Annotated in this window: 22 protein-coding genes and 1 pseudogene; 9 read left to right on the forward strand and 14 right to left on the reverse strand. The window is 69.3% G+C overall.

The annotated features are described in order from the left end of the window. Positions 1 to 20 precede the first annotated feature (20 nt). Positions 21 to 1,295, reverse strand: a complete 1,275-nt coding sequence (locus FHU39_RS16850; protein WP_221185575.1) for a low temperature requirement protein A — start codon at positions 1,293 to 1,295, stop codon at positions 21 to 23. 39 nt (positions 1,296 to 1,334) lie between these two features. Next, complete coding sequence (locus FHU39_RS16855; protein ID WP_183321706.1) at positions 1,335 to 1,793, reverse strand: cysteine dioxygenase; 459 nt, start codon at positions 1,791 to 1,793, stop codon at positions 1,335 to 1,337. A gap of 331 nt (positions 1,794 to 2,124) precedes the next feature. Here FHU39_RS16855 and trxA point away from each other — a divergent pair, with 331 nt between their 5' ends. After that, the gene (gene trxA, locus FHU39_RS16860) at positions 2,125 to 2,517 is read left to right on the forward strand and encodes a thioredoxin (protein WP_183321707.1); all 393 of its coding nucleotides are present in this window, start codon (positions 2,125 to 2,127) and stop codon (positions 2,515 to 2,517) included. Positions 2,518 to 2,537: 20 nt separating this feature from the next. Here the strand turns inward: trxA and FHU39_RS16865 are convergent, their stop codons facing one another. Genes FHU39_RS16865 through FHU39_RS16890 form a run of 6 tightly spaced genes read right to left on the reverse strand, consistent with a single transcriptional unit; the run spans position 2,538 to position 8,494 of the window. Continuing rightward, entirely contained in the window at positions 2,538 to 3,128 is a 591-nt protein-coding gene (locus tag FHU39_RS16865) for a DUF2599 domain-containing protein (RefSeq protein ID WP_221185576.1), read from the reverse strand. 30 nt (positions 3,129 to 3,158) lie between these two features. Beyond that, complete coding sequence (locus tag FHU39_RS16870; protein ID WP_221185577.1) at positions 3,159 to 3,827, reverse strand: class I SAM-dependent methyltransferase; 669 nt, start codon at positions 3,825 to 3,827, stop codon at positions 3,159 to 3,161. Continuing rightward, complete coding sequence (locus tag FHU39_RS16875) at positions 3,827 to 4,924, reverse strand: glucosidase family protein (protein WP_183321708.1); 1,098 nt, start codon at positions 4,922 to 4,924, stop codon at positions 3,827 to 3,829. Before FHU39_RS16875 ends, FHU39_RS16870 begins: the two co-directional genes overlap by 1 nt. After that, positions 4,921 to 5,646 carry a class I SAM-dependent methyltransferase gene (locus FHU39_RS16880; RefSeq protein ID WP_183321709.1) on the reverse strand — a complete coding sequence of 242 codons (726 nt, stop codon included), beginning with the start codon at positions 5,644 to 5,646 and terminating at the stop codon, positions 4,921 to 4,923. Before FHU39_RS16880 ends, FHU39_RS16875 begins: the two co-directional genes overlap by 4 nt. Beyond that, the gene (locus tag FHU39_RS25040) at positions 5,643 to 6,908 is read right to left on the reverse strand and encodes a glycosyltransferase (protein ID WP_183321710.1); all 1,266 of its coding nucleotides are present in this window, start codon (positions 6,906 to 6,908) and stop codon (positions 5,643 to 5,645) included. The genes FHU39_RS16880 and FHU39_RS25040 overlap by 4 nt, the downstream gene beginning before the upstream one ends. Beyond that, positions 6,905 to 8,494 carry a flavin-containing monooxygenase gene (locus tag FHU39_RS16890; RefSeq protein ID WP_183321711.1) on the reverse strand — a complete coding sequence of 530 codons (1,590 nt, stop codon included), beginning with the start codon at positions 8,492 to 8,494 and terminating at the stop codon, positions 6,905 to 6,907. Before FHU39_RS16890 ends, FHU39_RS25040 begins: the two co-directional genes overlap by 4 nt. 96 nt (positions 8,495 to 8,590) lie before the next feature. On the opposite strand from FHU39_RS16890, the gene FHU39_RS16895 reads away from it, so the two are divergent. After that, a complete protein-coding gene (locus tag FHU39_RS16895; protein WP_183321712.1) occupies positions 8,591 to 9,745 on the forward strand; it encodes a geranylgeranyl reductase family protein in 1,155 nt (384 codons plus the stop codon). A gap of 7 nt (positions 9,746 to 9,752) precedes the next feature. Here the strand turns inward: FHU39_RS16895 and FHU39_RS16900 are convergent, their stop codons facing one another. Both FHU39_RS16900 and FHU39_RS16905 read right to left on the reverse strand, forming a co-directional pair. Further along, complete coding sequence (locus FHU39_RS16900; RefSeq protein WP_183321713.1) at positions 9,753 to 10,313, reverse strand: DUF4190 domain-containing protein; 561 nt, start codon at positions 10,311 to 10,313, stop codon at positions 9,753 to 9,755. 49 nt (positions 10,314 to 10,362) lie between these two features. After that, positions 10,363 to 11,754: a glucose-6-phosphate dehydrogenase gene (locus FHU39_RS16905; protein WP_183321714.1), complete on the reverse strand. Its 1,392-nt coding sequence runs from the start codon at positions 11,752 to 11,754 to the stop codon at positions 10,363 to 10,365. A 244-nt stretch (positions 11,755 to 11,998) separates the two neighbouring features. On the opposite strand from FHU39_RS16905, the gene FHU39_RS16910 reads away from it, so the two are divergent. Next, complete coding sequence (locus FHU39_RS16910) at positions 11,999 to 12,445, forward strand: rhodanese-like domain-containing protein (protein ID WP_183321715.1); 447 nt, start codon at positions 11,999 to 12,001, stop codon at positions 12,443 to 12,445. A 142-nt stretch (positions 12,446 to 12,587) separates the two neighbouring features. On the opposite strand, the gene FHU39_RS16915 is transcribed toward FHU39_RS16910, so the two are convergent. From FHU39_RS16915 to FHU39_RS16925, 3 genes are all read right to left on the reverse strand, one after another. Then, entirely contained in the window at positions 12,588 to 13,073 is a 486-nt protein-coding gene (locus tag FHU39_RS16915) for an OsmC family protein (protein WP_183321716.1), read from the reverse strand. Beyond that, complete coding sequence (locus FHU39_RS16920; RefSeq protein ID WP_183321717.1) at positions 13,073 to 13,897, reverse strand: alpha/beta fold hydrolase; 825 nt, start codon at positions 13,895 to 13,897, stop codon at positions 13,073 to 13,075. The genes FHU39_RS16915 and FHU39_RS16920 overlap by 1 nt, the downstream gene beginning before the upstream one ends. A 94-nt stretch (positions 13,898 to 13,991) precedes the next feature. Beyond that, complete coding sequence (locus FHU39_RS16925) at positions 13,992 to 14,519, reverse strand: 8-oxo-dGTP diphosphatase (protein WP_246336597.1); 528 nt, start codon at positions 14,517 to 14,519, stop codon at positions 13,992 to 13,994. 99 nt (positions 14,520 to 14,618) lie between these two features. Here FHU39_RS16925 and FHU39_RS16930 point away from each other — a divergent pair, with 99 nt between their 5' ends. After that, positions 14,619 to 15,641: an ATP-dependent 6-phosphofructokinase gene (locus tag FHU39_RS16930; RefSeq protein WP_183321718.1), complete on the forward strand. Its 1,023-nt coding sequence runs from the start codon at positions 14,619 to 14,621 to the stop codon at positions 15,639 to 15,641. Between the two features lie 190 nt (positions 15,642 to 15,831). On the opposite strand, the gene FHU39_RS16935 is transcribed toward FHU39_RS16930, so the two are convergent. After that, positions 15,832 to 16,263 carry a hypothetical protein gene (locus FHU39_RS16935; RefSeq protein ID WP_183321719.1) on the reverse strand — a complete coding sequence of 144 codons (432 nt, stop codon included), beginning with the start codon at positions 16,261 to 16,263 and terminating at the stop codon, positions 15,832 to 15,834. A 94-nt stretch (positions 16,264 to 16,357) separates the two neighbouring features. Between FHU39_RS16935 and FHU39_RS16940 the strand changes: the two genes are divergently transcribed. The 5 genes and pseudogenes from FHU39_RS16940 to FHU39_RS16960 form a co-directional block, all read left to right on the forward strand. Continuing rightward, complete coding sequence (locus FHU39_RS16940) at positions 16,358 to 17,749, forward strand: MFS transporter (protein ID WP_183321720.1); 1,392 nt, start codon at positions 16,358 to 16,360, stop codon at positions 17,747 to 17,749. A 12-nt stretch (positions 17,750 to 17,761) separates the two neighbouring features. Further along, positions 17,762 to 18,325, forward strand: coding sequence for a dienelactone hydrolase family protein (locus FHU39_RS16945; protein WP_183321721.1), 564 nt, complete (start codon positions 17,762 to 17,764; stop codon positions 18,323 to 18,325). 151 nt (positions 18,326 to 18,476) lie between these two features. Continuing rightward, complete coding sequence (locus tag FHU39_RS16950; RefSeq protein ID WP_183321813.1) at positions 18,477 to 20,096, forward strand: DHA2 family efflux MFS transporter permease subunit; 1,620 nt, start codon at positions 18,477 to 18,479, stop codon at positions 20,094 to 20,096. Between the two features lie 213 nt (positions 20,097 to 20,309). Further along, on the forward strand, positions 20,310 to 21,377 hold the full coding sequence (locus tag FHU39_RS16955; RefSeq protein ID WP_183321722.1) for an OmpA family protein: 1,068 nt from the start codon (positions 20,310 to 20,312) through the stop codon (positions 21,375 to 21,377). Positions 21,378 to 21,420: 43 nt separating this feature from the next. Next, positions 21,421 to 21,674, forward strand: a pseudogene (locus FHU39_RS16960) (hypothetical protein); the annotation flags it as partial.

Raw genomic sequence — 21,674 nt, forward strand, 5'->3', positions numbered from 1 at the left:
CCACCCGCTGACGCTCCGGGCTACTCGACCCGCGGTGATGCAGCGAGACGACGCAGTTGCTCCTCCTGCCAGCGGTGGGCGCCCGCCTCGTACGCGACGATCGTGACGAACGGTGCCGCCATGGTGAGCAGCAGGCTGACCGAGATCGGCGCGCCGACCAGGGCCAGCACGACCGCCGCGATCAGCAGCAGCGCGGTGACCATCATGTTGGCCAGGTGCAGCGGGTCGAACCGGCCGATCAGCACGTCGTGCAACGAGTAAATCGCGACGAGATACAGCGCCACCGGAAGCGTCAGCAGAAGGGCCGCCGCCGTCTCGCTCAGCTCCGAGCCACCGTCGAGGAACAGTCCCAGGATGTGCAGGCCGGCGCCCGTCGCGGCGATCGCGACGAACACCACGATGTGGCCGTAGCCGAAGAAGTACCCGTAGGTCGGCCGGTGCTGCAGGAAGGTGCCGAACGGCATCATGAAGTAGACCCACCACATGCCGAAGGTGAGGCCGATCCCGGTGATGACCACCGCGATGGCGTTCCAGCTCCAGTTCTCGCCCGTCTCCCCGCCGAGCAGGCCCTGCGAGGAGCCGATGGTGCCGACGATGCCTTCTCCCAGGGTGATGATCGCCAGCAGGCTGTAGCGCTCGGCGATGTGCTGCGGGTGCCACGGCGTGCCGTTGGCGCCGCCCTGCGCCAGCACCGGGATGAGCAGTTCGCAGGCGCCGAGGAAGACGCCGATCGCGACCGTCACGGCCAGCGGCATCGGCACGAACCCGAAGACCACCCAGCCCGCCTGCACGATGAGCATCCACCGGATGTTGCGCAGCGCGACCAGCCGGTACTGCGGGGACTGCCGCGACGCACGCCACCACTGCGCGGCCAGCGGGATGCGCATGACGACATACCCGATGACCATCAGCCGGGTGTCGACGTGGTGGCCCTCGTCGACCGAGTGGAACATCGGTCGCAGTCCGAGCGCGAAGACCACGACGCCGACCATGGTGAGCATGGTGAGGACTCGGTAGAGCCAGTCGTCGGTGTCGAACGACGACGCGAACCACGAGAAGCTGATCCACGCCACACAGATCGCGAACATCGCGAAGAGGAAGGCGAAGACGCCCTTGGCGATGTGCCCCTCGGCCGCCATGTCCGCGAAACGTTCGGCGGACGTGCCGACCGCGACCACGAAGATCAGGTCGAACAGCAACTCCAGCGGAGTGGACGCTCGCTCGCCCTCACCCGGGTCGCGGCCCCGCATGGGGACCAGTCGTCGGCGGAAGGAGTCGGGCGACATACGGCTCATCCCCGCATCCTCGCAGGCGCGCCCCCGTCCGGTCAGCGGTCAGGACGTCGCGTCGATCGCGACCGGCTGACCATCCTCCCAGGTGTAGGGCGTCATCTCGGTCAGGCCGGGCGCGTAGGCGTGGATCGTCACCGCGTAGCCGTCGCCCACGTTGGTGAGGTTGTGCGGTGTGCCGGCGGCCACCGATCCCTCGTCGCCGGGGCCCAGCTCGGTCCAGTGCTCGGAACCGCCGCGCCACTGCCGGTCGATCAACTCACCCTCGACGACGACCATCGCACCGGCCGCCTTGCCGTGGTCGTGCCAGTCGGTCGTGGCGCCGGGCGGCCAGGTCATCACCCACACCTCGAGGTGCGGCGTCTTGGTCAGCTGGTGCCGCTTGCGCTCGTCGCCGGTGCGTTCGATCGTGCGGGCTACGCCCGCCTCGTGCGCGAAAAGTCGCGCCATCCGGACCAATTGGTCCTTGGTGAAATCCCGAACGCCGGGTGAGGTAGTGGTCATCGAAGTCTCCGTGATGTATGGCGGAAGCGCGCCCCCTGAGGCGCTGTGGTCTGCGGCAGCTGAGCGAAGGTCGGCTCAAAGTCGGCAGACATGCCACGTCGTCATGCGACGCCGGTCGGCGATGCGCATGAGACACGTGGCTTGCGAAGACATGCCCACAGCAGAACATGCCGCGGGCCGCTTTGCCAAACAAGTTCGGTCACATCTCGTATGACAAGACGATTGCCCGTAATGTGGACACGCGGTCCGAACGGAAGGTTCTGGGGCACTCGTTCGTTGGCACCAGCGACGGTGTCCGATCGGCACCGCCCGATCAAGGAGTGCGAGAAGCATGGCAACCAAGACCCTCACGACCGACACCTTCGCGCAGGAGGTCCAGGCCGACGGCATCGTCCTGGTGGACTTCTGGGCGGACTGGTGCGGCCCCTGCAAGATGTTCGCACCGATCTTTGAGGACGCCTCGGAGAAGAACCCCGACATCGTCTTCGGCAAGGTGGACACCGACGCCGAGCCGGCGCTGGGCCAAGCGCTGCAGATCACCTCGATCCCGACGCTGATGATCTTCCGCGACGGCATCCGCGTCTTCGCCCAGGCCGGTGCGCTGCCCGGCCCCGAGCTGTCGTCCCTGATCGACCAGACGCGCAAGCTGCCGATGGACGAGATCCGCGAGCAGGTGGCGGTCGAGCAGGCGCAGGCCGAGCAGAACCCCGACGCCGAGGTGTGACCCACCGCGGCCGCGACCGGTCAGACTTCGGGGCCGCCGGGGTTGCAGCGGGTGTCGTACATCCGCTGCGCGGACACCACCGGTCGCCACGGCTCGAGGTTCCAACTGGGTTTGTTCGGCTCCGCCAGCCGCGCAAAGGCCCAGTGGCAGTCGAACTGCGCACGCATCCCCGGCGTCCCGGCATCCGGTGTCTTGCGCAGGACCTCGCGCCACGCCACCCGCTCGGCGCCGTCCGAGGTCGCCACGCGTCCGCTGCTCGTCGGGTAGACCTGCAGGCTACGGCCGCTGGGCAGGCTGACCCACACGACCTTCGCGATGTATGGCGGAGGGGCCTCGTCGGTCGTCGTACTGCTCCGGCGGGCAGCGGGGGCGGTGCTTCCCGAGGCAGTCGCCGTCACGCCGGGGGCAGCTGTGTGCAGCGGCTCGACGCGGTGCGTGGTCGCTCGGCCACTGCTCGCACTGCGGACGTCGCCACTGCCGCACGCCGCGACCCCCGCGATGAGCAGCAGCGCCATACCTGCCCGGGCGCGCGCCGCCATACCTGCCCGGGCCCGCGCCATACCGACACGGAAGCTGACAGGACCACCGGCGGACACGCCACCCATTCTCATGCCGACAGGCTCACAAACTCATCGACAGGCTCAGAAATCCCGGCGCCCAGACCCCGGTACTTCTGCGTTTTCTGAGCCTGTCGGTGAGTGAGGGGCGGTGAGGACGCGTAGGGAACCGTGCTGCGCGATCTCGGTGAAACCGTCGGCCACGGCGGCCTGCACCACGTGCCAGGGTGCCTGGCCACCGTCCGCGGGGTCCGGGAAGACGTCGTGCACGAGCAACAACCCGCCCGGCACCAGATGCTGCGCGAACGCCCGGTAGTCGTGTTGCGCGGTCTCCTCGGTGTGGTTGCCGTCCAGGAAGAGCAGCTCGAGCGACGAATTCCACCACGTCGCAACCACTTCCGTGGTGCCGACCACCGCGGACGCGACGTCGGCCAACGAGTCCAGCACCGGACGGAAATGCGGCAGGGTGTCCAACCGACCGGTGCGGGGGTCGACCAGGGAGGTGTCGTGCCACTCCCAGCCCGGCTGATTCTCCTCGGAGCCGTGGTGGTGATCGACGGTCACCAGCTTCGCAGCGGCGAACCGGGCAGCGGCACCGAGCAGCAGCGTCGACTTGCCGCAGTAGGTGCCGATCTCCAGCCAGGTACCCGGACGCGCCGTGAGTGCCGTGTCGTACAGCGCCTCACCTTCCTCGACGGGCATGAAACCTGTTGTGGCAGCGACGACCTCGGCAACCTCGACCGGCACCGGCATCAGCCGACCGCCTCGTCCCGCACCAGCCTCTCGGACACGGTCGCGCCGGCGTCGCCCGGCCAGCCCGCGTCCCGCCAGAGCGCGGCGCCGCCGGTCGTCTGCGTCACCGCGTCGACCGCGAGCAGCACCGCCGCTGCCGTCCACGAGGTCTGTTCGCGCGGCCAGATGACCATGTCCGGCAGGTTGCGCCCCGTCCAGTAGCCACCGGTCTCCTCGTCACGCAGCCCCTGCAGGTCCGCGAGCACCGTCAACGCGCGGTCGGCATCGCCCATGGCGTCGAGCGCCGCTACGAGCTCGGCGGATTCGGCGGAGGTGACCCACGGCTGGTCGTGCACGCACTGCGCACCGTGCCCCGCGCTCACGTAGGTCGCCCACCCGTCGTCCAGCCGGGCCCGCGCGGCCGCACCACGCACGACTCCCGCGAGGACCGGGTAGTACCAGTCCATCGAGAAGCGGGACCGATCCGCGAACGAGTCGGGCCGCTCCCGCAGCGCCGCCGCCAGCCGATTGCCCGCCCAGCGCCACCGGGGGCGGTCGTGGCCCAGGGTCGCCGCGATGTGGCACGCGCACTCGATGGACTGCAGCGCACTGGCGCTGCCGGTCAGCAGCGCGAAGTCGGCGACCCCGCCGCCCTCCCCCACGGCCCAACCGAGTTCGCCGCCCGGATGTTGTGCCCGGATCACGAAATTGATCGCAGCCTCGACCGTCGGCCACAGTCTCGCCAGCCCGTCGGTGCGGCCGGTCACCAGGTAGTAGTGCCACAAACCCACTGCGAAATAGGCACATTGGTTGGTGTCCGCGCCCGCGTCCTCGACCTCGCCGTCGCGCAACACCATCGGCCAGGAGCCGTCCTTGCGCTGAGTGGCGGCCGACCACTCCAGTGCACGCCACGCGGCCGACCAGTGCCCGGCGACGGTCAGCCCCATCGCGGCCTCGATGTGGTCCCAGGGATCCAGGTGGCTGCCGTCATACCACGGGATCGAGCCGTCGGATCGTTGCTGCCGCAGCACGAATTGTGCTGTCGCAGCGCACTGTTCGGCGCTCAGCACACCGGGGACGGCGAGCGCACCTGTTCCTCGCACGAGCTCTGCCGTCATACAGCCACCTCCGGCTTCCGGAGGTAGACCACGAAGCTCTTGCCGAGCACCGGGTTGAGGGCGCGCTCCGAGGCGCGGGTCACGAACGGCGCCTTCATCATGTCCCAGACCAGCAGCCGGTGATAGGCCTTGACTGCCGGATTGTCGTTGTTGTCAGGCCCCACAGCGCATTTCAGCCACCAATAGGGGCTGTGCAGGGCGTGCGCGTGATGTTGTTTGTATGGCGCGAGCCCAGCCCTCTCGAGCTTGGCCACCAGCTCGGACGCACGGTAGATCCGGATGTGGCCGCCCTCCACCTCGTGGTAGGGGTCCGAGAGTTTCCAGCAGACCTTCTCCGGCCAGCTACGCGGCACTGAAACCGCAACAAGGCCACCGGGTTTGACGATCCGGAAGATCTCCGCCATGACCTGTTCGTCCTCGTGGACGTGCTCGAGGATCTCCGAGGCGATGACGCGGTCGAAGCTTTCGTCGTCGAACGGCATCGAGCGCGCGTCACCGTGCATGACGCTCCCGGACGCACCCTCGGGCACTTCGCCTTCGAGCTCCATGGCACCGAACATCACCTTGATGTCGGCCAGATCGGACTCGGACTGGTCGAAGGCGGTCACGATGCCGCCGCGCCGCAGCGCCTCGAACGAGTGACGGCCCTGGCCGGCACCGACGTCGAGCACGGTCATCCCCGGCGCCACCGGGAAGGCGGAGTCGAAATCCATCGTGATCATCGCTGTTGCTCCTTCTGCTCCGGCAGCGCGCCGGGCGCCGACGGCCGCGGGTGGGCCGCAATCACCTCGGTGTAGACGTCCGCGGTCGCGCGTGCCACGGCCGCCCAACTGTACGTGCTCACCGCCCGGGCCCGGCCTGCCGCACCCATCCGGGCCGCTTCCCGGGGTGCGTTCAGCACCGCTGCCATCGCAGCGGCCAGCGCGTCGGCGTCCCCGGAGGGCACCAGCCGTCCGACACCGTCCGCGAGCAGGTCCGGCAGTGCACCGACGTCCGATGCCACCACCGGCGTGCCGCAGGCCATCGCTTCGATCGCGGGGATCGAAAACCCTTCGTAGCGCGAGGGAATCACCTGCAGCTGGGCGGACCCGATCAGCGCGGCGAGCTCGTCGTCGCTGATGCCGCTGCGGAAGCGGACCCGGTCGACCAGGCCGGCCTCGGCCAGCTGCTTCTCGGTCGTTTCGCTGGGCGTGCCGACCACCACCAGCTCGCTCCACGCCTCCCGCGGCAACGCCGCGAGCGCGTCGACGAGCACCGCCATACCCTTCAAGGGCACGTCGGCGCTGATGATCGACACGATTCGGCCCGGCACGCGCGGGGTGGCCGGCGGGCGGAAACGCACCGTGTCCACACCGACCGGCACGATCCGCATCCGGTCGCGCGGCACACCGAAGTCGGCGGCGATGTCCTGCGCCGACACCCGCGACACGGTGAGCACCTGACTGCTGCGCCGGGCGACCCGGCGCTGCATCTGCACGAAGCCGTACCAGCGGCGTTTCGACACCCGCGCCCAGCCGGTCGCCGCGTCGAGTTCGAGCCGCCGGTCCCGGCTGATCGGGTGGTGGATGGTCGTCAGCAGCGGCAGACCGCGTCGCTCCAGCGCCAGCAGACCCGGCGCGAGCGTCTGGTTGTCGTGCAGGATGTCGAAGTCGCCGACCCGGTCACGCAGCAGCCGGGAGAGCCGCATCCCGAACGTCCGCGGCTCCGGGAACCCGGCCGTGCACATGGCGGCATACTCGAAAACATCTACACCAGAACGGAACTCGTGGAGGTTCGGCCGGCGGAAGGGGTCGTCCGCGCGGTAGAGGTCCAGGCTGGGCACCGGGGTGAAACGCACACCCGGGTCGAGCACCGGGTAGGGCTGACCGCTGAAGACCTCGACGTCGTGCCCGAGCGCGACGAGCTCCCGGGACAGGTTGCGCACGTAAACGCCCTGACCACCGGAGTGCTCCTTGCTCCGGTACGACGCGAGCGCGACCCTCACCCGACCCGCTCCGTGTCCCGAGTGACGGTCTCCTGGTCGAGTGACGGCGCAATCTCGCCGTCACTCGCCGAGGGAGCCGTCACTGGCGAAGAGGGGGTGGCGGTGTGCAGGTCGGACTGCGGCAGACGCACCTCGCCCGGCCGCACGAACGTCATGTCCGCCGTGACGTCCGCCTTCTTGGCGTCGCGCCGGTCCACGAAGTAGTTCTGCTTGAGGAACCACGGTTTGCGGTCGCCCTGTTTGGGCAGCGCCGCCAGCGAACGCTGCACGTAGCCGGCGGCTAGGTCCAGCGCCGGCGTGGGCGGCATCGCCTCCTCGACCGTGGGGTAGCCGTAGAGGTAGCCGTGCTGCCGCACGTGGTTGACGAAGGTGCAGAAGTACTTCGCCGACAGGTCGGCGCGCAGCGTCCACGACGCGTTGGTGTAGCCGATGCAGATCGCGGCGTTCGGGACGCCTTCGAGCATCAGCCCGCGATAGATGTACCGCTCCCCCGGGTCGCACTCCTCGCCGTCGATGCGGATGGTCGCGCCGCCGGCCATCAGCAGGTTGAGCCCGGTGGCGGTGATGATGATGTCGGACGGGATGTCGTGGCCCGAGGAGGTCCGGATCCCCGTCGCGTCCACCTGCTCGATGGTGTCGGTGACGATGTCGACGTCGTGGGCCTCGATGGCCCGGAACAGGTCCGCGTCCGGCACCACGCACAACCGCTGGTCCCACGGCCGGTAGCGCGGCGTGAAGGCCGCCATACCGACCGAACCGTCCTTCAGCTGCCGGGCGACACCGGCCCGCAGCACCTTGGTTGCCGCGCCCGGCGCCCGCCGGCAGAACTCGTAGAAGCCGAGCGAGGTGACAGCGTTCTTCATCCGGATCGCGTGGTAGGCCTGTTTCGCGGGCAGCACCTTGCGGGCCGCGTCCGCGATCGCGTCGTGGGCGGGCAGGCTGATCACGTAGGTGGGCGACCGCTGCAGCATCGTCACGTGCGCGCCCTGCCGGGCGAGCGCCGGCACCAGCGTCATCGCGGTGGCTCCCGAGCCGATGACGGTGACGTTGCGCCCGGCGACGTCGAGCCCGTCGGCCGGCCAGAACTGCGGGTGCACCACCTGACCGGCGAAGTCGTCCAGGCCCGGGATGTCGGGCCGGTAGGGATCCTCGTAGTTGTAGTAGCCGGAGCACAGGTAGACGAAGTCGGCGCTCACCTGGCGGGTGCCGTCCGGCGTGTCCACGGTCAGCGTCCACCGCGCGTCCGCGCTGGACCAGTCGGCCGCCGTGACTCGGGTCGAGTAGACGATGCGCCTGTCGATGCCGTACTTGGCGGCCGTGTCCTTCAGGTAGGCCAGGATGTCGGCGCCGTCGGCGATCGACTTCTCCCCCGTCCACGGCTCGAACGGCAGCCCGAGGGTGAACATGTCGGAGTCGGAGCGGATCCCCGGATAACGGAACAGGTCCCAGGTGCCGCCCAGCGACTCGCGTGCCTCCAGGATCGCGTAGTCGGCTCCCGGGCACATCGTCTGGATCCGGTAGCCGGCGTCGATGCCGGACAGGCCGGCACCGACCACCAGTACGTCGTAGTGGTCCTGCAAGGGCATCGCGTCTCCTCGGCCGGTCGACAGGTGGCGGTCGGCCCTCTAAGTTACTCGCCGGTCACTTCGCTCGCCAGCGCGGACCAATTACCATCTCCCAGCGTGACACAGCCGCCTGAGACGTATGACGTGCTGGTCGTCGGCGCGGGCCCGAGCGGAAGCCGGGCCGGGTATGCCGCTGCACGCGCCGGCGCACGCACCCTCGTGCTGGACCGCGCGGGCTTCCCGCGCTACAAGACCTGCGGCGGTGGCCTGATCGGCCCCACCCTGGCGTCCCTGCCGGACGACCTGGACGTGCCGGTGCAGCAGGAGATCGGCCGCGCGTCGTTCACCCTGGCCGGCGCGCGCCCCTTCGAGCGTTCCGCCGGTCGCCGCATCCTCAGTCTGGTCAACCGGGGCGACTTCGACACCGCACTGCTGCACGCCGCCGAGGCGGCGGGCGCGGAGGTCCGCACCGGCGTCACCGTGACGGCGATCGCCGAGGCCGACGACCTGGTCACGGTCACCACCTCCGACGGCGACCTGCGCGCCCGCGCGGTCGTCGGTGCGGACGGCTCCGCCAGCCGCATCGGCCGGTACGTCGGTGTCCGGCTACGACAGACCGACCTCGGTCTGGAGGCCGAACTCGCCCCGGACGACGCGGCATGCCGGGCCTGGGCCGGCCGGGTGCACCTGGACTGGGGTCCGACGCCCGGGTCGTACGCGTGGGTGTTCCCGAAGCAGGACCTACTCACCGTCGGGGTCATCATGGCCAAGGGCCACCCGGCCGAGACGAAGCGATACCTCACCGAATTCATCGCCCAGCAAGGGCTTTCGCACCTGGAAACGGTCCGCGAGTCCGGGCACCTGACCCGGTGCCGCACCGCGGACTCGCCGCTCGGAAGGGGCCGCGTCCTCCTCGCCGGAGACGCGGCAGGCCTGCTGGAACCGTGGACCCGCGAGGGGATCTCCTACGCCGTGCGGTCCGGCCAGCTCGCCGGTGCGTGCGCCGCGCAGTCCGGCCAGGGACGCCTGACCCCGTCGGCGGCGCTGGCGTCATACACCACGGCGGTGGGTGCCGAACTCGGTGCGGAGATGGCGATCGGCGAGCGCACGCTGCGGGCGTTCGAGCGACACCCGCGGGCGTTCCACACCATGCTGCGGACCGGTCCGGGGTGGCGCGTCTTCACCGGGATCACGCGCGGCGACACGACCCTGGCGAGGGTGGCGCGGCACCGGCCGGTGCGACTCGGACTGGCGGCGATGAACCGCTGGTGAGACCGGCTCAGACGGTGTTGCCGACGGTGCCGCTGCCGCTGCTGTCGCCGTGGGCGATCAGGACGAACATCAGGATGGCGAACCCGATCGCCAGCACCAGTTGCGCGGCACCGATCACGATGCCGGCGATCGCCATACCTCTGCCGGCGTCCTGCAGTTCCTTGGACCTGTTCAGCGCGACGATGCCCAGGATGATGCCGACGATGCCCGAGACGCCGCACAGCACGAAGGTGCCGGCGAGGCTGGTGACGAACGACGCGATGGCCATGCCGTTGCTGGGCTGTGGCTGGTAGTTGCTGTACGGGTTGTAGGCGGGCGGGCCGTATTTCGGGTCGTATGGCGCCTGCGCGGACGGCTGCTGGCCGTACTGCGGCGGGCTGGCGTATTCCTGCTGACCGTGGTCCGTCCCCGGATACCCCTGCTGCCCGTAGACCGGCGCGGACGCCTGCGGGTAGGGGTCGCCCTGCTGCCCGGACGGCGTGGCGTACGGGTCGACGGCGGGCTGGGCGCGCGTCTCCTCGTAGTGGATGTTCCGGTCGCCGGACGCCCCGCCATACGGATCAGACATGCGGCAAGGGTAAGCGGAGCCGCTCCGGGACCGCGAATCGTCGCGGCACTCAGTTGACCACGGAGTCGCCCGGCAACCAGCCGTCCGGCCCGCTCGAACCGGCCGGGTAGGTCTCCATCGGGACGCGATCGGCCGCCCACGCCTTGAGCACCGGGTCCATGACCCGCCAGCAGGACTCGGCCGCGTCACCACGGACCGAGAGCATGGTGTCGCCGTCGAGGACCTCACGCAGTACCTCGCCGTACGGGAGCATCCAGCCGGGTGCCAGCTCGGCGCGCAGCTCCTTCTGCTCCAGGTCCATCGGGCTGCCCTCGGCGTTCATGGTGAGCACGAACGACACGGCACCCGGGTTGAGGTTGATGATCAGCTTGTCCGGTGCGGCCGTGTTGTCGAAGCCGACGGGCAGGTGCGGCACCTGGCGGAAGTAGGCCACGATCTGCTTGCGCGGGGTGCCGAGCGCCTTGCCGCTGCGCAGCGTGAAGGGGACACCGGACCACCGGTTGTTGCGCACCTCGACCTGCACCTGGGCGAGGGTCTCGGTGTTGCGGGCGGGATCGACGCCCTTCTCCCGGGTGTATGCCGGGACCTTGCGCCTCCCGATCGTGCCCGCGGTGTAGCGGGCGCGCTTGCTGGCGCGTTTCGGGCTGTTCGACCACAGGTGCGTCGAGCGCAGCACCTGGTTCTTCTGGTCCTGCACCTCGGTCGCGCTCAGCTCGGCGACCGACTCCATGGCGAAGACCGCGAGCACCTGCAGCAGGTGGGACTGCAACATGTCACGCAGCGCGCCGGCCTTGTCGTAGTAGCCGGCGCGGCCCTCGAGGGCGAGGTCCTCGTCGTAGATGATCTCGACCCGTTCGATGTGCTCACGGTTCCAGACCGGCTGCAGGATGCGGTTGGCGAACCGCAGCCCGATGAGGTTGAGCACGGTGGAGCGCCCGAGGAAGTGGTCGACCCGGAAGATCTGCTCCTCGGGTGCCACCCGGTGCAGCTGCTCGTTGAACGCGCGGGCGGTCTTCTCGTCGGAACCGAACGGCTTCTCCAGCGCGAGCCGGGTGCCGGCCGGCAGGTCGATGTCCTCCAGCAGCTTGCACACGCCGATCGACACGGCCGGCGGCAGCGCGAAGTAGATCACCAGCGGTCCCGCCAGGGAGCCGATCAGGTCGGACAACTCGGTGGCGTCCAGCAGGTTGGTGCGCTGATAGCGGGTGCGTGACAGGACGGACCGCTTGGGGCGGGCCGGCACCGGCACCGTGTCGAAGGCCTCCTCGACCCGCTTCTTCCAGTCGGCCGGGCTCAGGTCCGCGCGGTCGGCCCCGATGATCCGAACCTTCCGGGTGGGCTCGATCTTCAGCAGGCTGCCGACGCCGGGCAGCAACAGCCGGTGGGTGAGATCTCCACCGGCGCCGAGGATGAGCAGGGTCACGGATTCGTCTGCAGCCATGCGTCAGAGCATGGCACGGGATCCCTGGGGTGTTCGCGATGCGGACGCGGCAGGTTGCCGTGCACTCGCACCTTCATGTAACTTGTCGTTATGCAATACATCATGGCACGTGATCCCGTTCGGCCGATGCGCCGTGCGGTCATGTGTCGCTGTCTGGCCTCGTGAGCTCCCGCGTCACGCCTGAGACACGACGAATCCCGCCCTCCCACAACGAGACTCGCACAGACAGCCCAAGGACACCCTCATGACAGTCACCAGCCCGCCAGCACCGGATGTCGAATTGACGTGGCAGTCGGAGCTTTTCAGCGCCGCGCCGGCATTCCGCCGGACGGCCGTCGCCGACGCACGTGAGCGGCTCAGCCCGCGCGCCGCGTTCCAGGAGGTCCTGTGGGGGCGCGCGACACTGGTCGACATACGCCCCGAGGCCCAGCGCCGGACCGAGGGAGCGCTGCCTACCTCGTTGACCCCGTTGGCGATCGAGCACTCGACGCTCGGCGCGCGGCTCGACCCCCGCGGCGACGCGCGGCTGCCGATCGCCTCCACCGATCTCCGGGTGATCGTCATCTGCCAGGAGGGACGCGACTCGTCCCACGCGGTGGAGACGCTGGGGCGGCTCGGGGTGCGGCACGCGACGGACGTCATCGGCGGCTTCGCCGCCTGGCGCTCGCTCGGCCTCCCTGTCGCCGCCTAGCGGCCACCCACTTCACCGACAGGCCCACAAACGACCGACAGGCCCACTTGTTCGACGCGTTTGACGGCGTTTGACGGTGGATTTCTGGGCCGCTCGCTCGTTGGTGAGCCTCTCGGCAAGGGGGTTTGGGGGTGGGGGGTCGTCAGACGTGGGCCGTCGCGACGGTCTCGCCGTCGATGACGAAGCGGGCGTCGACCACGACCTCGGAGCGCAACGAGTTGGCGATGAAGCACTCCTCGTGGGCGATCCGGGTCAGTCGCTCGAGCTGGCCGAGCCGGCTGCCGGTGGCCAGGGTGACCACCGGCCGCAGCTCGATGCGGGTGACCCACATCGGCGAATTCGCCTCCGGCATCACGCCTTCCGCGTCGTCCCGGTAATCGACGACGTCCAGCCGGGCACGGGCCGCGACGGCCAGGAAGGACAGCAGTTGGCAGCTGCTCGCCGCCATCACCAGCAACTGCTCCGGGTTCGCACGTGCCGGGTCGCCGCGGAAGTGCGGGTCGGACGACATCGGCACAGCCGCGAGCTCCCCGGGAGCGACGTCGTGCGCGCGCGAGTAGGCGTCATACCCCTCTCCGGTGGAACCCGACCAGGTCAAAGTGACCGGGTAGGAGTGGGTTTCGGTCATCAGGCGCCGGTGAGGTGCAGCAGCGGCTGACCGGCCCGATCGGCGGCCTGGACCACGGTCTGCACGATGGCGCCGGCAACCAGCTCGGGGTTGTCGACCATCGGGACGTGCCCGCAGTCGGGCAGCGTCAGGTGGGAGACCATCGGCAGCGCCCGGCGTGCGGCCGCCGCCTGCGACGGCGGGAGCAGCCGGTCCTTGGTGCCCCAGGCGATCGTGACCGGGACCAGCGGCTGGTGCCGGTAGCGGGATCGCGAGGCGTGCCACGCCACCGGGAAGAAGCCCGGCGAGGTGCGCAGGTTGAGCGCATCGCTGTAGGCGACGTCCCCCGGGACGTTCTCGGGGTGGGAGTAGAGCGTGCGCAGGCTGGCCCTGCGCAGCAGCGCCTTGTCGGAGAAGAGCTTGACGACCGGACGCGGTGCGTGTGCCGACGCCTTCAACACCGACAGTCCCGCGATGGCGTTGGCCAGACCGAGCGGACCCCAGAAACCGGCCGGTGAGATCGCGGTCGCCGTGCGCACCGACCCTCGGGCGGCCAGCTCCAGCGCGAACAGCCCACCCAGGGAGTTGCCCGCGACGTGCGGCCGATCCAGCCCGAGGTGCGCGAAGAAGCCCTCCAACTGGTCGACGTAGCTGTCCATGCGATAGCTGTATGGCGCGGCCGGGGCCGGCGACCTGCCGAAACCGGGCAGATCGAGCTCGATGACGTCGAAGTCCTGCGCCAGCAGCTCGAACGTCTCACCCCAGGCCGAGCGCTGATGCCCGATGCCGTGCACCAGCACCAGCGGGTCGCCCGAACCCGCACGCGTGTAATCGATCGTCGACATCAGACCTCATCTCGCCACCCGAGTCACGGACCCGTCGAAGACCCGTGGGAGTTGCCGGAACATCGCACTCCGTGGTGCGGCCGACCGTCCCACACTACCTAGAGATCGTGCTTCGCGCTGGTTTCGGATCCGGGAGAACGATGAGCGACACCTGAGCGACCAGTGATCCGGATCGGTCGTAGGTGATGTCCGCGTCGATCAGTTCGCCGCGGAGCACGTGCGGCAACCAGATGCGCGAGTCGTCCCACATCCGGTCCGTCGGCAGTGCCGCCACCGGGTGCCACTGCGGGTCCAGTTCGTCGGACGCCACCAGTTCGCCGGTCCAGGTCGTCGTCCGGTAGAGCGCCACTGACATGTCGGTGCCGGGCGAGGCGGGGAAGCGGAAGACGACGCGGCCCGCGTCATACAGGTCGGCGGGTGCGACCCGCAGGCCGGTCTCCTCGAAGGTCTCGCGCACGCCGGCCTCGAGGTCGGTTTCGCCGGGCTCGACGTGCCCGCCGATGCCCACGATCCGGCCGGTGCCGAACCCCCGTTGCTTCAGCCCGAGCAGCACCTCCTGCCCGCCGGGCGTGTCGCGCAGCAGGAAGACCAGGCACATCGGGGTCATCATCACTGCCAGCATGCCCGATCCACCCGGGTGGGTGAGTCGCCGGGCCTCGCGGGACGACAACATCGTGGACAACCGCGCACAGAACGGCGCCGACCCGCCACGATAGGGCGCGTGAGCATCGGAATCCTGACCAGTGGCGGTGACTGTCCCGGCCTCAACGCGGTGATCCGCGGGGCCGTGATCAAGGGTGACCGCATCCACGAGGTGTCCTTCCTCGGCATCCGCGACGGCTGGCGCGGACTCGTCGAGGACGACATGGCGCCGCTGCCCCGTCACGACGTGCGCGGCATCTCCCGCGCGGGCGGCACGATCCTGGGCACCTCGCGCACCAATCCCTTCGAGCAGGGCGGCGCCGACCGGGTCCGCGAGGTCATGGAAGCCCGCGACATGACCGGCCTCATCGCCATCGGCGGCGAGGGCACCCTCACCGCGGCACGGCGCCTGGCCGATGACGGCATCCCGGTCGTCGGTGTCCCCAAGACGATCGACAACGACCTGTCCGCCACCGACTACACCTTCGGGTTCGACACCGCGGTCTCCGTCGCGACCGAGTCCATCGACCGGCTGCGCACCACTGCCGAGTCGCACCACCGCTGCATGGTCGTGGAGGTCATGGGCCGGCACGTCGGCTGGATCGCCCTGCACGCGGGCATCGCCGCCGGAGCGCACGCGATCCTCATCCCCGAGGTCGAGGTCTCGGTCGACCAGATCTGCGGCTGGGTCGAGGACGCCCGCGACCGCAAGCGCGCCCCCGTCATCGTGGTGGCCGAGGGGTTCGTCCCGTCCGGCGAGGAGCACCTGCACGCGCCGCGCGGCCTGGATGCGTTCGGCCGGCCCCGGCTCGGCGGCATCGGTGAGCGGCTGGCCCCGGAGATCGAGGAACGCACCGGCATCGAGACCCGTGCGGCCACGCTCGGTCACCTGCAGCGCGGTGGCGTCCCATCGGCGTACGACCGGGTGCTGGCAACCCGATTCGGCACGGCTGCGGTTGATGCGGTGGTCGAAAAGCGTTGGGGCACCATGGTTTCGCTGATCGGCACCGGCATCGAGTTGGTCGACCTGCACTCCGCGACCACGGTGCTGAAGACGGTGCCTCGCGAGCGCTGGGACGAAGCGGCGATCCTGTTCGGTTAGGAGCGGCGGGACCTCGATACGGTCTCGTTCCTCGACCTACTCGGCCACCGCGGGCTACTCGTTCCTCCGTCCGCGTATCGAGGCCTCGGCCACCGCGGGCTGCTCGTTCCTCGACCAGCAGCGGTGGCCGAGTAGCGGATGGAGGAGCGAAGCGGGGGAATCCGCGTATCGAGGCCTCGGCCACCGCGACCTACTCGGCCACCTCGGCGAGTTCGGCCACGACCTGGGCGGTGTATGCCGCCACGGCGTCACTCACGTCCACGATGCCCTCGAGGGGCGGCCCGACATACTCGGGCGCGAGCAGCCCGGCGTCGGCGAGCGCGTGCACCAGTGCGTGCTTGACCTCCGGCCGCGGCAACCCGGGCGGCACCGGGAACGCGTAGATGTCCGCCGCTTCGGTGCTGATCCTCGGGAACCGTTTGCGGACCCGGCCGAGCTCCTTGTCCTTGGAGTTCAGGTGCAGATACATCCGCAGTGCGGGCGGCATCCCGGTCGTCCCGAGGTAGAGAATGTTCGCCCGCGGGTCGGGGCCGTCCGGCAGCCGCCATACATAGACCCATGAATCCGGTCGATCCCCAAGGAGTTCGCCGTCCCTGACATGCCAGACCTCAGTGCCGTCCACCCCACAGTTGTACCGCGCGAGGGGCCGCTTGGTCTCGATACGCTCCTTCGTCGCTACTCGACCCGCGCGGCCCGCGGGCAGATACGTTGAAACCATGACGCAGCCGCGTGGCGGAGGACCCGACCTGACCGAGCAGCTGGCCGAAGCGGCCCCGGACGAGAACGACCCGGCATTGCGCAGCGCCGTGCGGCGATCCGTGCGCCGGCTGGTGCCGTTCGTCGCGCTGCTCTACTTCATCAACTACCTGGACCGCACCAACATCGGTTTCGCCGGCCCCAACGGCATGAACGACGACCTGCACCTCACCGGGTCGATGTTCGGCTTCGCGTCCGGGATCTTCTTCCTCGGCTACCTGCTGCTGGAGGTGCCGAGCAACATGGCGCTGCACAAGTTCGGCGCCCGCCGCTGGATCGCGCGGATCCTGGTCACCTGGGGCATCGTCGCCGCCGCGATCACCTTCGTGCCCAACGCAGGGACCCTCTACCTGCTGCGCTTCCTGCTCGGCATCGCCGAGGCCGGCTTCTTCCCCGGCATCGTGCTCTACCTGACGTTCTGGTTCCCGCAGCGTCAACGCGCCCGGATGACAGCACTTTTCATGGTTGCGGTGCCACTGTCGAGCGCGATCGGCACACCCATCTCGTCCTTGCTGATCGCGCACGCGGACGGCTGGCTGGGCCTCGACGGCTGGCGCATCATGTTCCTGCTCGAAGGTGTGCCCGCGATCCTGCTGGGTGTCGTGACCTGGTTCTTCCTGACCGACCGCCCGGAGAACGCCAAGTGGATGCCGGCCGAGGAGCGCGACGCCCTGCAGCGCGCGCTGGACGCCGAACAACTCGGCCGCAGCCGTGCCTACCGGGTCACGATCCTGCAGTCGCTCACCCGGCCGCGGGTCTGGGCGCTCGCCTTCGTCTACTTCGCGATGGTCTACGGCCTCTACGCGCTCGGCTTCTTCCTGCCCACGATCATCGCCGGGTTCGCCGATCAGTACGGCACCGACTACTCGATCGTGCAGCGCGGGTTGATCAATGCCGTCCCGTATGTCGCCGGCGCCATCGCGATGATCCCGTGGGCGCTGCACGGCGACCGGACCCGCGAACGCGTCTGGCACGTCGCGGGACCGACGATCGTCGGCGGCATCGCCATACCGATCACGCTCTACCTGGGCAGCCCGTTCGCGGCCATGGTCGCGGTCACCATCTGCGCGGTCGGGATCATGTGCGCGCTGCCGACCTTCTGGGCGCTGCCGACCAACTTCCTGTCCGGCGCCGCGGCGGCGAGCGGCATCGCGCTGATCAACTCGGTCGGCAACTCGGCGGGCTTCTTCGCGCCGTACTTCACCGGCTGGCTGAAGGACGGCACGGGCACCGAGAAGACCGGCCTGTGGCTGGTCGGCATCGTGATGGTCGTCGGCGGTCTGCTCGCGGTGCTGCTGGGTGCGGCCCCGCCTCCACGAGACGAGAATGCTGCCAAGACGGTCCAGTCCTAGGAGGTCCGTGACATGAGCACCATCCTGTTGCTGCACTCGGCGTTCGGGCTGCGCCCGGCGGTCACGCATTTCGCGGACGCGCTGCGCGAGCACGGGCACGAGGTGGTGGTCCCCGACTACTACGGCGGTCACGTCTTCGACGACACCTGCGCCGGGCTGTCGCACCGCGACGACGTGGGCCCGGCGAACCTGCTCGCGGGGGTGCGACCGATCCTGGAGGGTCTGCCCGCCGACACGGTTCTCGCCGGTTTCTCGCTGGGTGCCGCGTTCGCCCAGCGACTGGCCGCCGACCGCCCGCAGGCAGCCGCGGTGATCCTGATGCACAGTGTGGCGCCGCCGCGTGGCGGGACGTGGAGCGGACAGCCGGTGCAGGTGCACCGGTATGCCGAGGACCCGTTCGTCGACCCGGCCGACCTGCAGGCACTGGGCGACGCGGTCCGCGCATCCGGCGCGGACTTTGTGGACTTCGTCACACCCGGCAAGGGGCATCTGTTCACCGATCCGGACCTGCCCGACGGCGACGCGGGCGCAACTGCCGCGACAGTCGAGCGGATCGCGGCGCTGCTCGCGGACTGAGTCGCGCGAGATCCGGCGGAGGATCCCTCCGGTAATGATTGGCGCGTTGTCGGCGCCCGGGGTTAGCCTTGACTGCTGCACTTTTCATGGGCGCAGTGCATCACCCCACAAACCAGCTCAAAGGAGGGGGAGCGTGTCCCAGACCGCACCCATGGACTATCCCGAGGAGATCGACGGGGCGGTCCTCAAGGTCGCCGGAGTCGTCGTACTCGGGGCCATCATGTCGATCCTCGACATCACGGTCGTCAACGTGGCGTTGCCGACCTTCCAGAACGTCTTCGGCTCGCACGGCCAGCCGGTCGCCTACTCCACGGTCGCGTGGACCGTCACGGCATACACCCTGGCCCTTGCCACCGTCATCCCGCTGACCGGCTGGGCCGCTGACCGGTTCGGCACCAAACGACTCTACATGCTCGCGATCGTCCTGTTCACCCTCGGCTCGGTGCTGTGTGCACTGGCCCAGTCGATCGGCATGCTCATCGGCTTCCGCGTGCTGCAGGGCCTCGGCGGCGGCATGCTGATGCCGCTCGGTATGACGATCATGACCCACGCCGCCGGCCCGAAGCGGATGGGCCGGTTGATGGCCATCCTCGGTGTGCCGATGCTGCTCGGCCCGATCCTCGGCCCGATCATCGGCGGCTACCTGATCGAGCACGCCAGCTGGCACTGGATCTTCCTGATCAACCTGCCGATCGGCGTCATCGCGCTGATCTACGCGTTCTTCGCCCTGGAGAACGACAAGCCGACCCCGTCGGAGTCCTTCGACTTCCTCGGCATGCTGATGATGTCGCCCGGTCTCGCGTTGTTCCTGTACGGCGTGTCCTCGATCCCGTCCGACGGCCTCGGCTCGGCGAAGGTGCTGATCCCGGCCGCCATCGGCATCGTGCTGATCATCGCGTTCATCTTCCACACCTTCCGGCCCGAGCACCCGCTGCTCGACCTGCGGTTGTTCAAGAACCGCCTGCTGTCGGTGTCGACCGTCACGATGTTCCTGTTCGTCGCGGCGTTCTTCGGCGGGCTGCTGCTGGTACCCACCTACTTCCAGCAGATCCGCGGTGAGTCCACCCTCGACGCCGGGCTGCTGGTCGCCCCGCAGGGCATCGGCGCCATGCTGACGATGCCGATCGCCGGCGCGCTGACCGACAAGTTCCCGGTCGGCCGCATCGTGCCGTTCGGTCTGGTGCTGATCATCGGCGGCATGTTCGCGATGACCCAGATCGACGGCAGCTCCAGCTACTGGGGCTACATCATCCCGGTGCTGTTCATCATGGGCCTGGGCATGGGCGCCACGATGATGCCGATCATGACCTCGGCGCTGAAGACGCTGAAGCACCACGAGGTCGCTCGCGGTTCGACACTGATCAACATCATCCAGCAGATCGGCTCCTCGGTCGGCGTTGCCGTGATGTCGACGGTGCTGACCAACCACCTCAACTCCAACAAGTCGGTGGGGATCGCGCAGTCGCTGGCCGAGCAGCAGGCCGCCGGCAAGACGCCGAAGCTGACCCAGGACCAGACGGCCTACATCGGCTCGCACTTCCCGTCGATCGCCTCGCAGTTGGGTGACCTGGCCACGCACCCGCAGAACGCCGCCAAGGTGTTCGCGCCGCTGTTCAAGGAGGCCCAGAGCGCCGGCGGGCACGCCTTCGGCAACACCTTCTGGGTCGCCGCACTGCTGTGCCTGCTGACGATCATCCCGGCGCTGCTGCTGCCGCGGAAGCCGCTGCCGGAGACCGCGGACGAGGACGCCGCCCCGGTGATGATCCACTGAGCAACCTCCGGGGGTTCCTCCCGGGGTACGACGAAAAGGGTGCCGCTGCCAGCTCTGGCAGCGGCACCCTTTCGTATGTCGTGGCTCGGCGATGCGAGGGGCCATGGTGTGATCGTAGGCGCGGCGCCCGGGAGCGGGCGGATCCGGATGGAGCGAAACGGAGTCGCCGCGCGTCATACCCGACGCACCCTGCGAGCGGAAGGATCAGGGGACATGAAGCGAATCAAGTCGGTCACGGCGGCGACCGCCGTGCTGGCCGCTGCCACGTTGCTGTCGGCGTGCAACCAGCAGGACGAGGGGGCGACCGTCGACAGCGGGAGCAGCACCCAGGCGACCAGTCAGGCGAGTTCGGCAGCGCCGTCCACCTCGAGTGGCTCCGGCGGCTCAACCGGCTCGGACTCGTCTGCGAGCACCGCCCCGAGCTCGGGCTCAGCGGCCGCTGCCGACGGCGCCGACAGTGCGTCGAAGGCGGGCACCCTGACCAATCACGGCGGCTGGTATGCCGAGGGCAGCAAGATCACCTTCGTCTACAACAACGGCATCCGGTACAGCGTCGACACCGGGTCACCGATCACCGACCTGCAGCACACGAAGCAGACCAGCTCCGCGGGCACCCTCACCCTGACCCCGACAGAGGCCACCTGGCTGTCCGCGTCCGGCAAACCGTCGACCGTCGACACGAAGGGCTCCGGCGTGATCGCGGACTCCTCGGGCGTGATCGGTGTGCTGCCCGACGGTTCGGTGAGCTGCGCCAACAAGGACGGCCTGCAGTTCGTCGGGTCCGACGGCACCAAGGGCGCCGCGTCCAAGAGCGGCCTGTTCTACGTGGACAAGACCGGTAAGAAGACCGTGGTCGGCAAGGCCCCGGTGGGCGGCAAACTGGCCGGGCGCTACGTGGTGTGCAACGTGGGCAACACCTCCACGGTCGACCTGAACGCCGACGTGCTCTTCGCCTTCGGCAGTGCGAAGCTCACCGCGAGCGGCAAGCAGGTGATCGACCAGACCGCGAAGTCGATCAAGTCGCACGTCGACGGCAAGACCGTGGCCGTGGTCGGCAACACCGACTCCAAGGGCAGCGACGCGTTCAACCAGAAGCTCGGCCTGAAGCGCGCGAACGCCGTGGCAGCGGTGCTGCGCAAGGACCTGCCGGGTGTGAAGCTGAAGGTCTCCAGCAACGGTGAACGCCAGCCGATCGCCGCCAACACCACGAAGGACGGGTCCGACAACCCGGCAGGGCGTGCGAAGAACCGTCGCGTCACGATCTCCTGGGCCAACCACTGACCCGAGCCATCGGGCTTCAGTCGGGCGTCTTACGCTGCGGGACATGGCTCTTCGCAACGCGACGCACGTCCAGACCGCACCGATCGCAGCCCTCGGGCTGGTCGGCGGTTACCTCACGGCTCGGGAGACCGGCATCCGTCCGCTCGGCGGTGTGCTGCTCGGCGCCGCGGGCATCTTCGCCGGTCGCACCTGGCTGGCCAAGCGCGGGCCGGTCGGTGCCGCGGCATTGAGCGCGATCTACCTCGGCTCGTTCGGCGCCTCGCACCCGCTGGCGAAGAAGATCGGCGCGTGGCCCTC

It is taken from the genome of Flexivirga oryzae (assembly GCF_014190805.1).
Classification (GTDB): Bacteria; Actinomycetota; Actinomycetes; order Actinomycetales; family Dermatophilaceae; genus Flexivirga; species Flexivirga oryzae.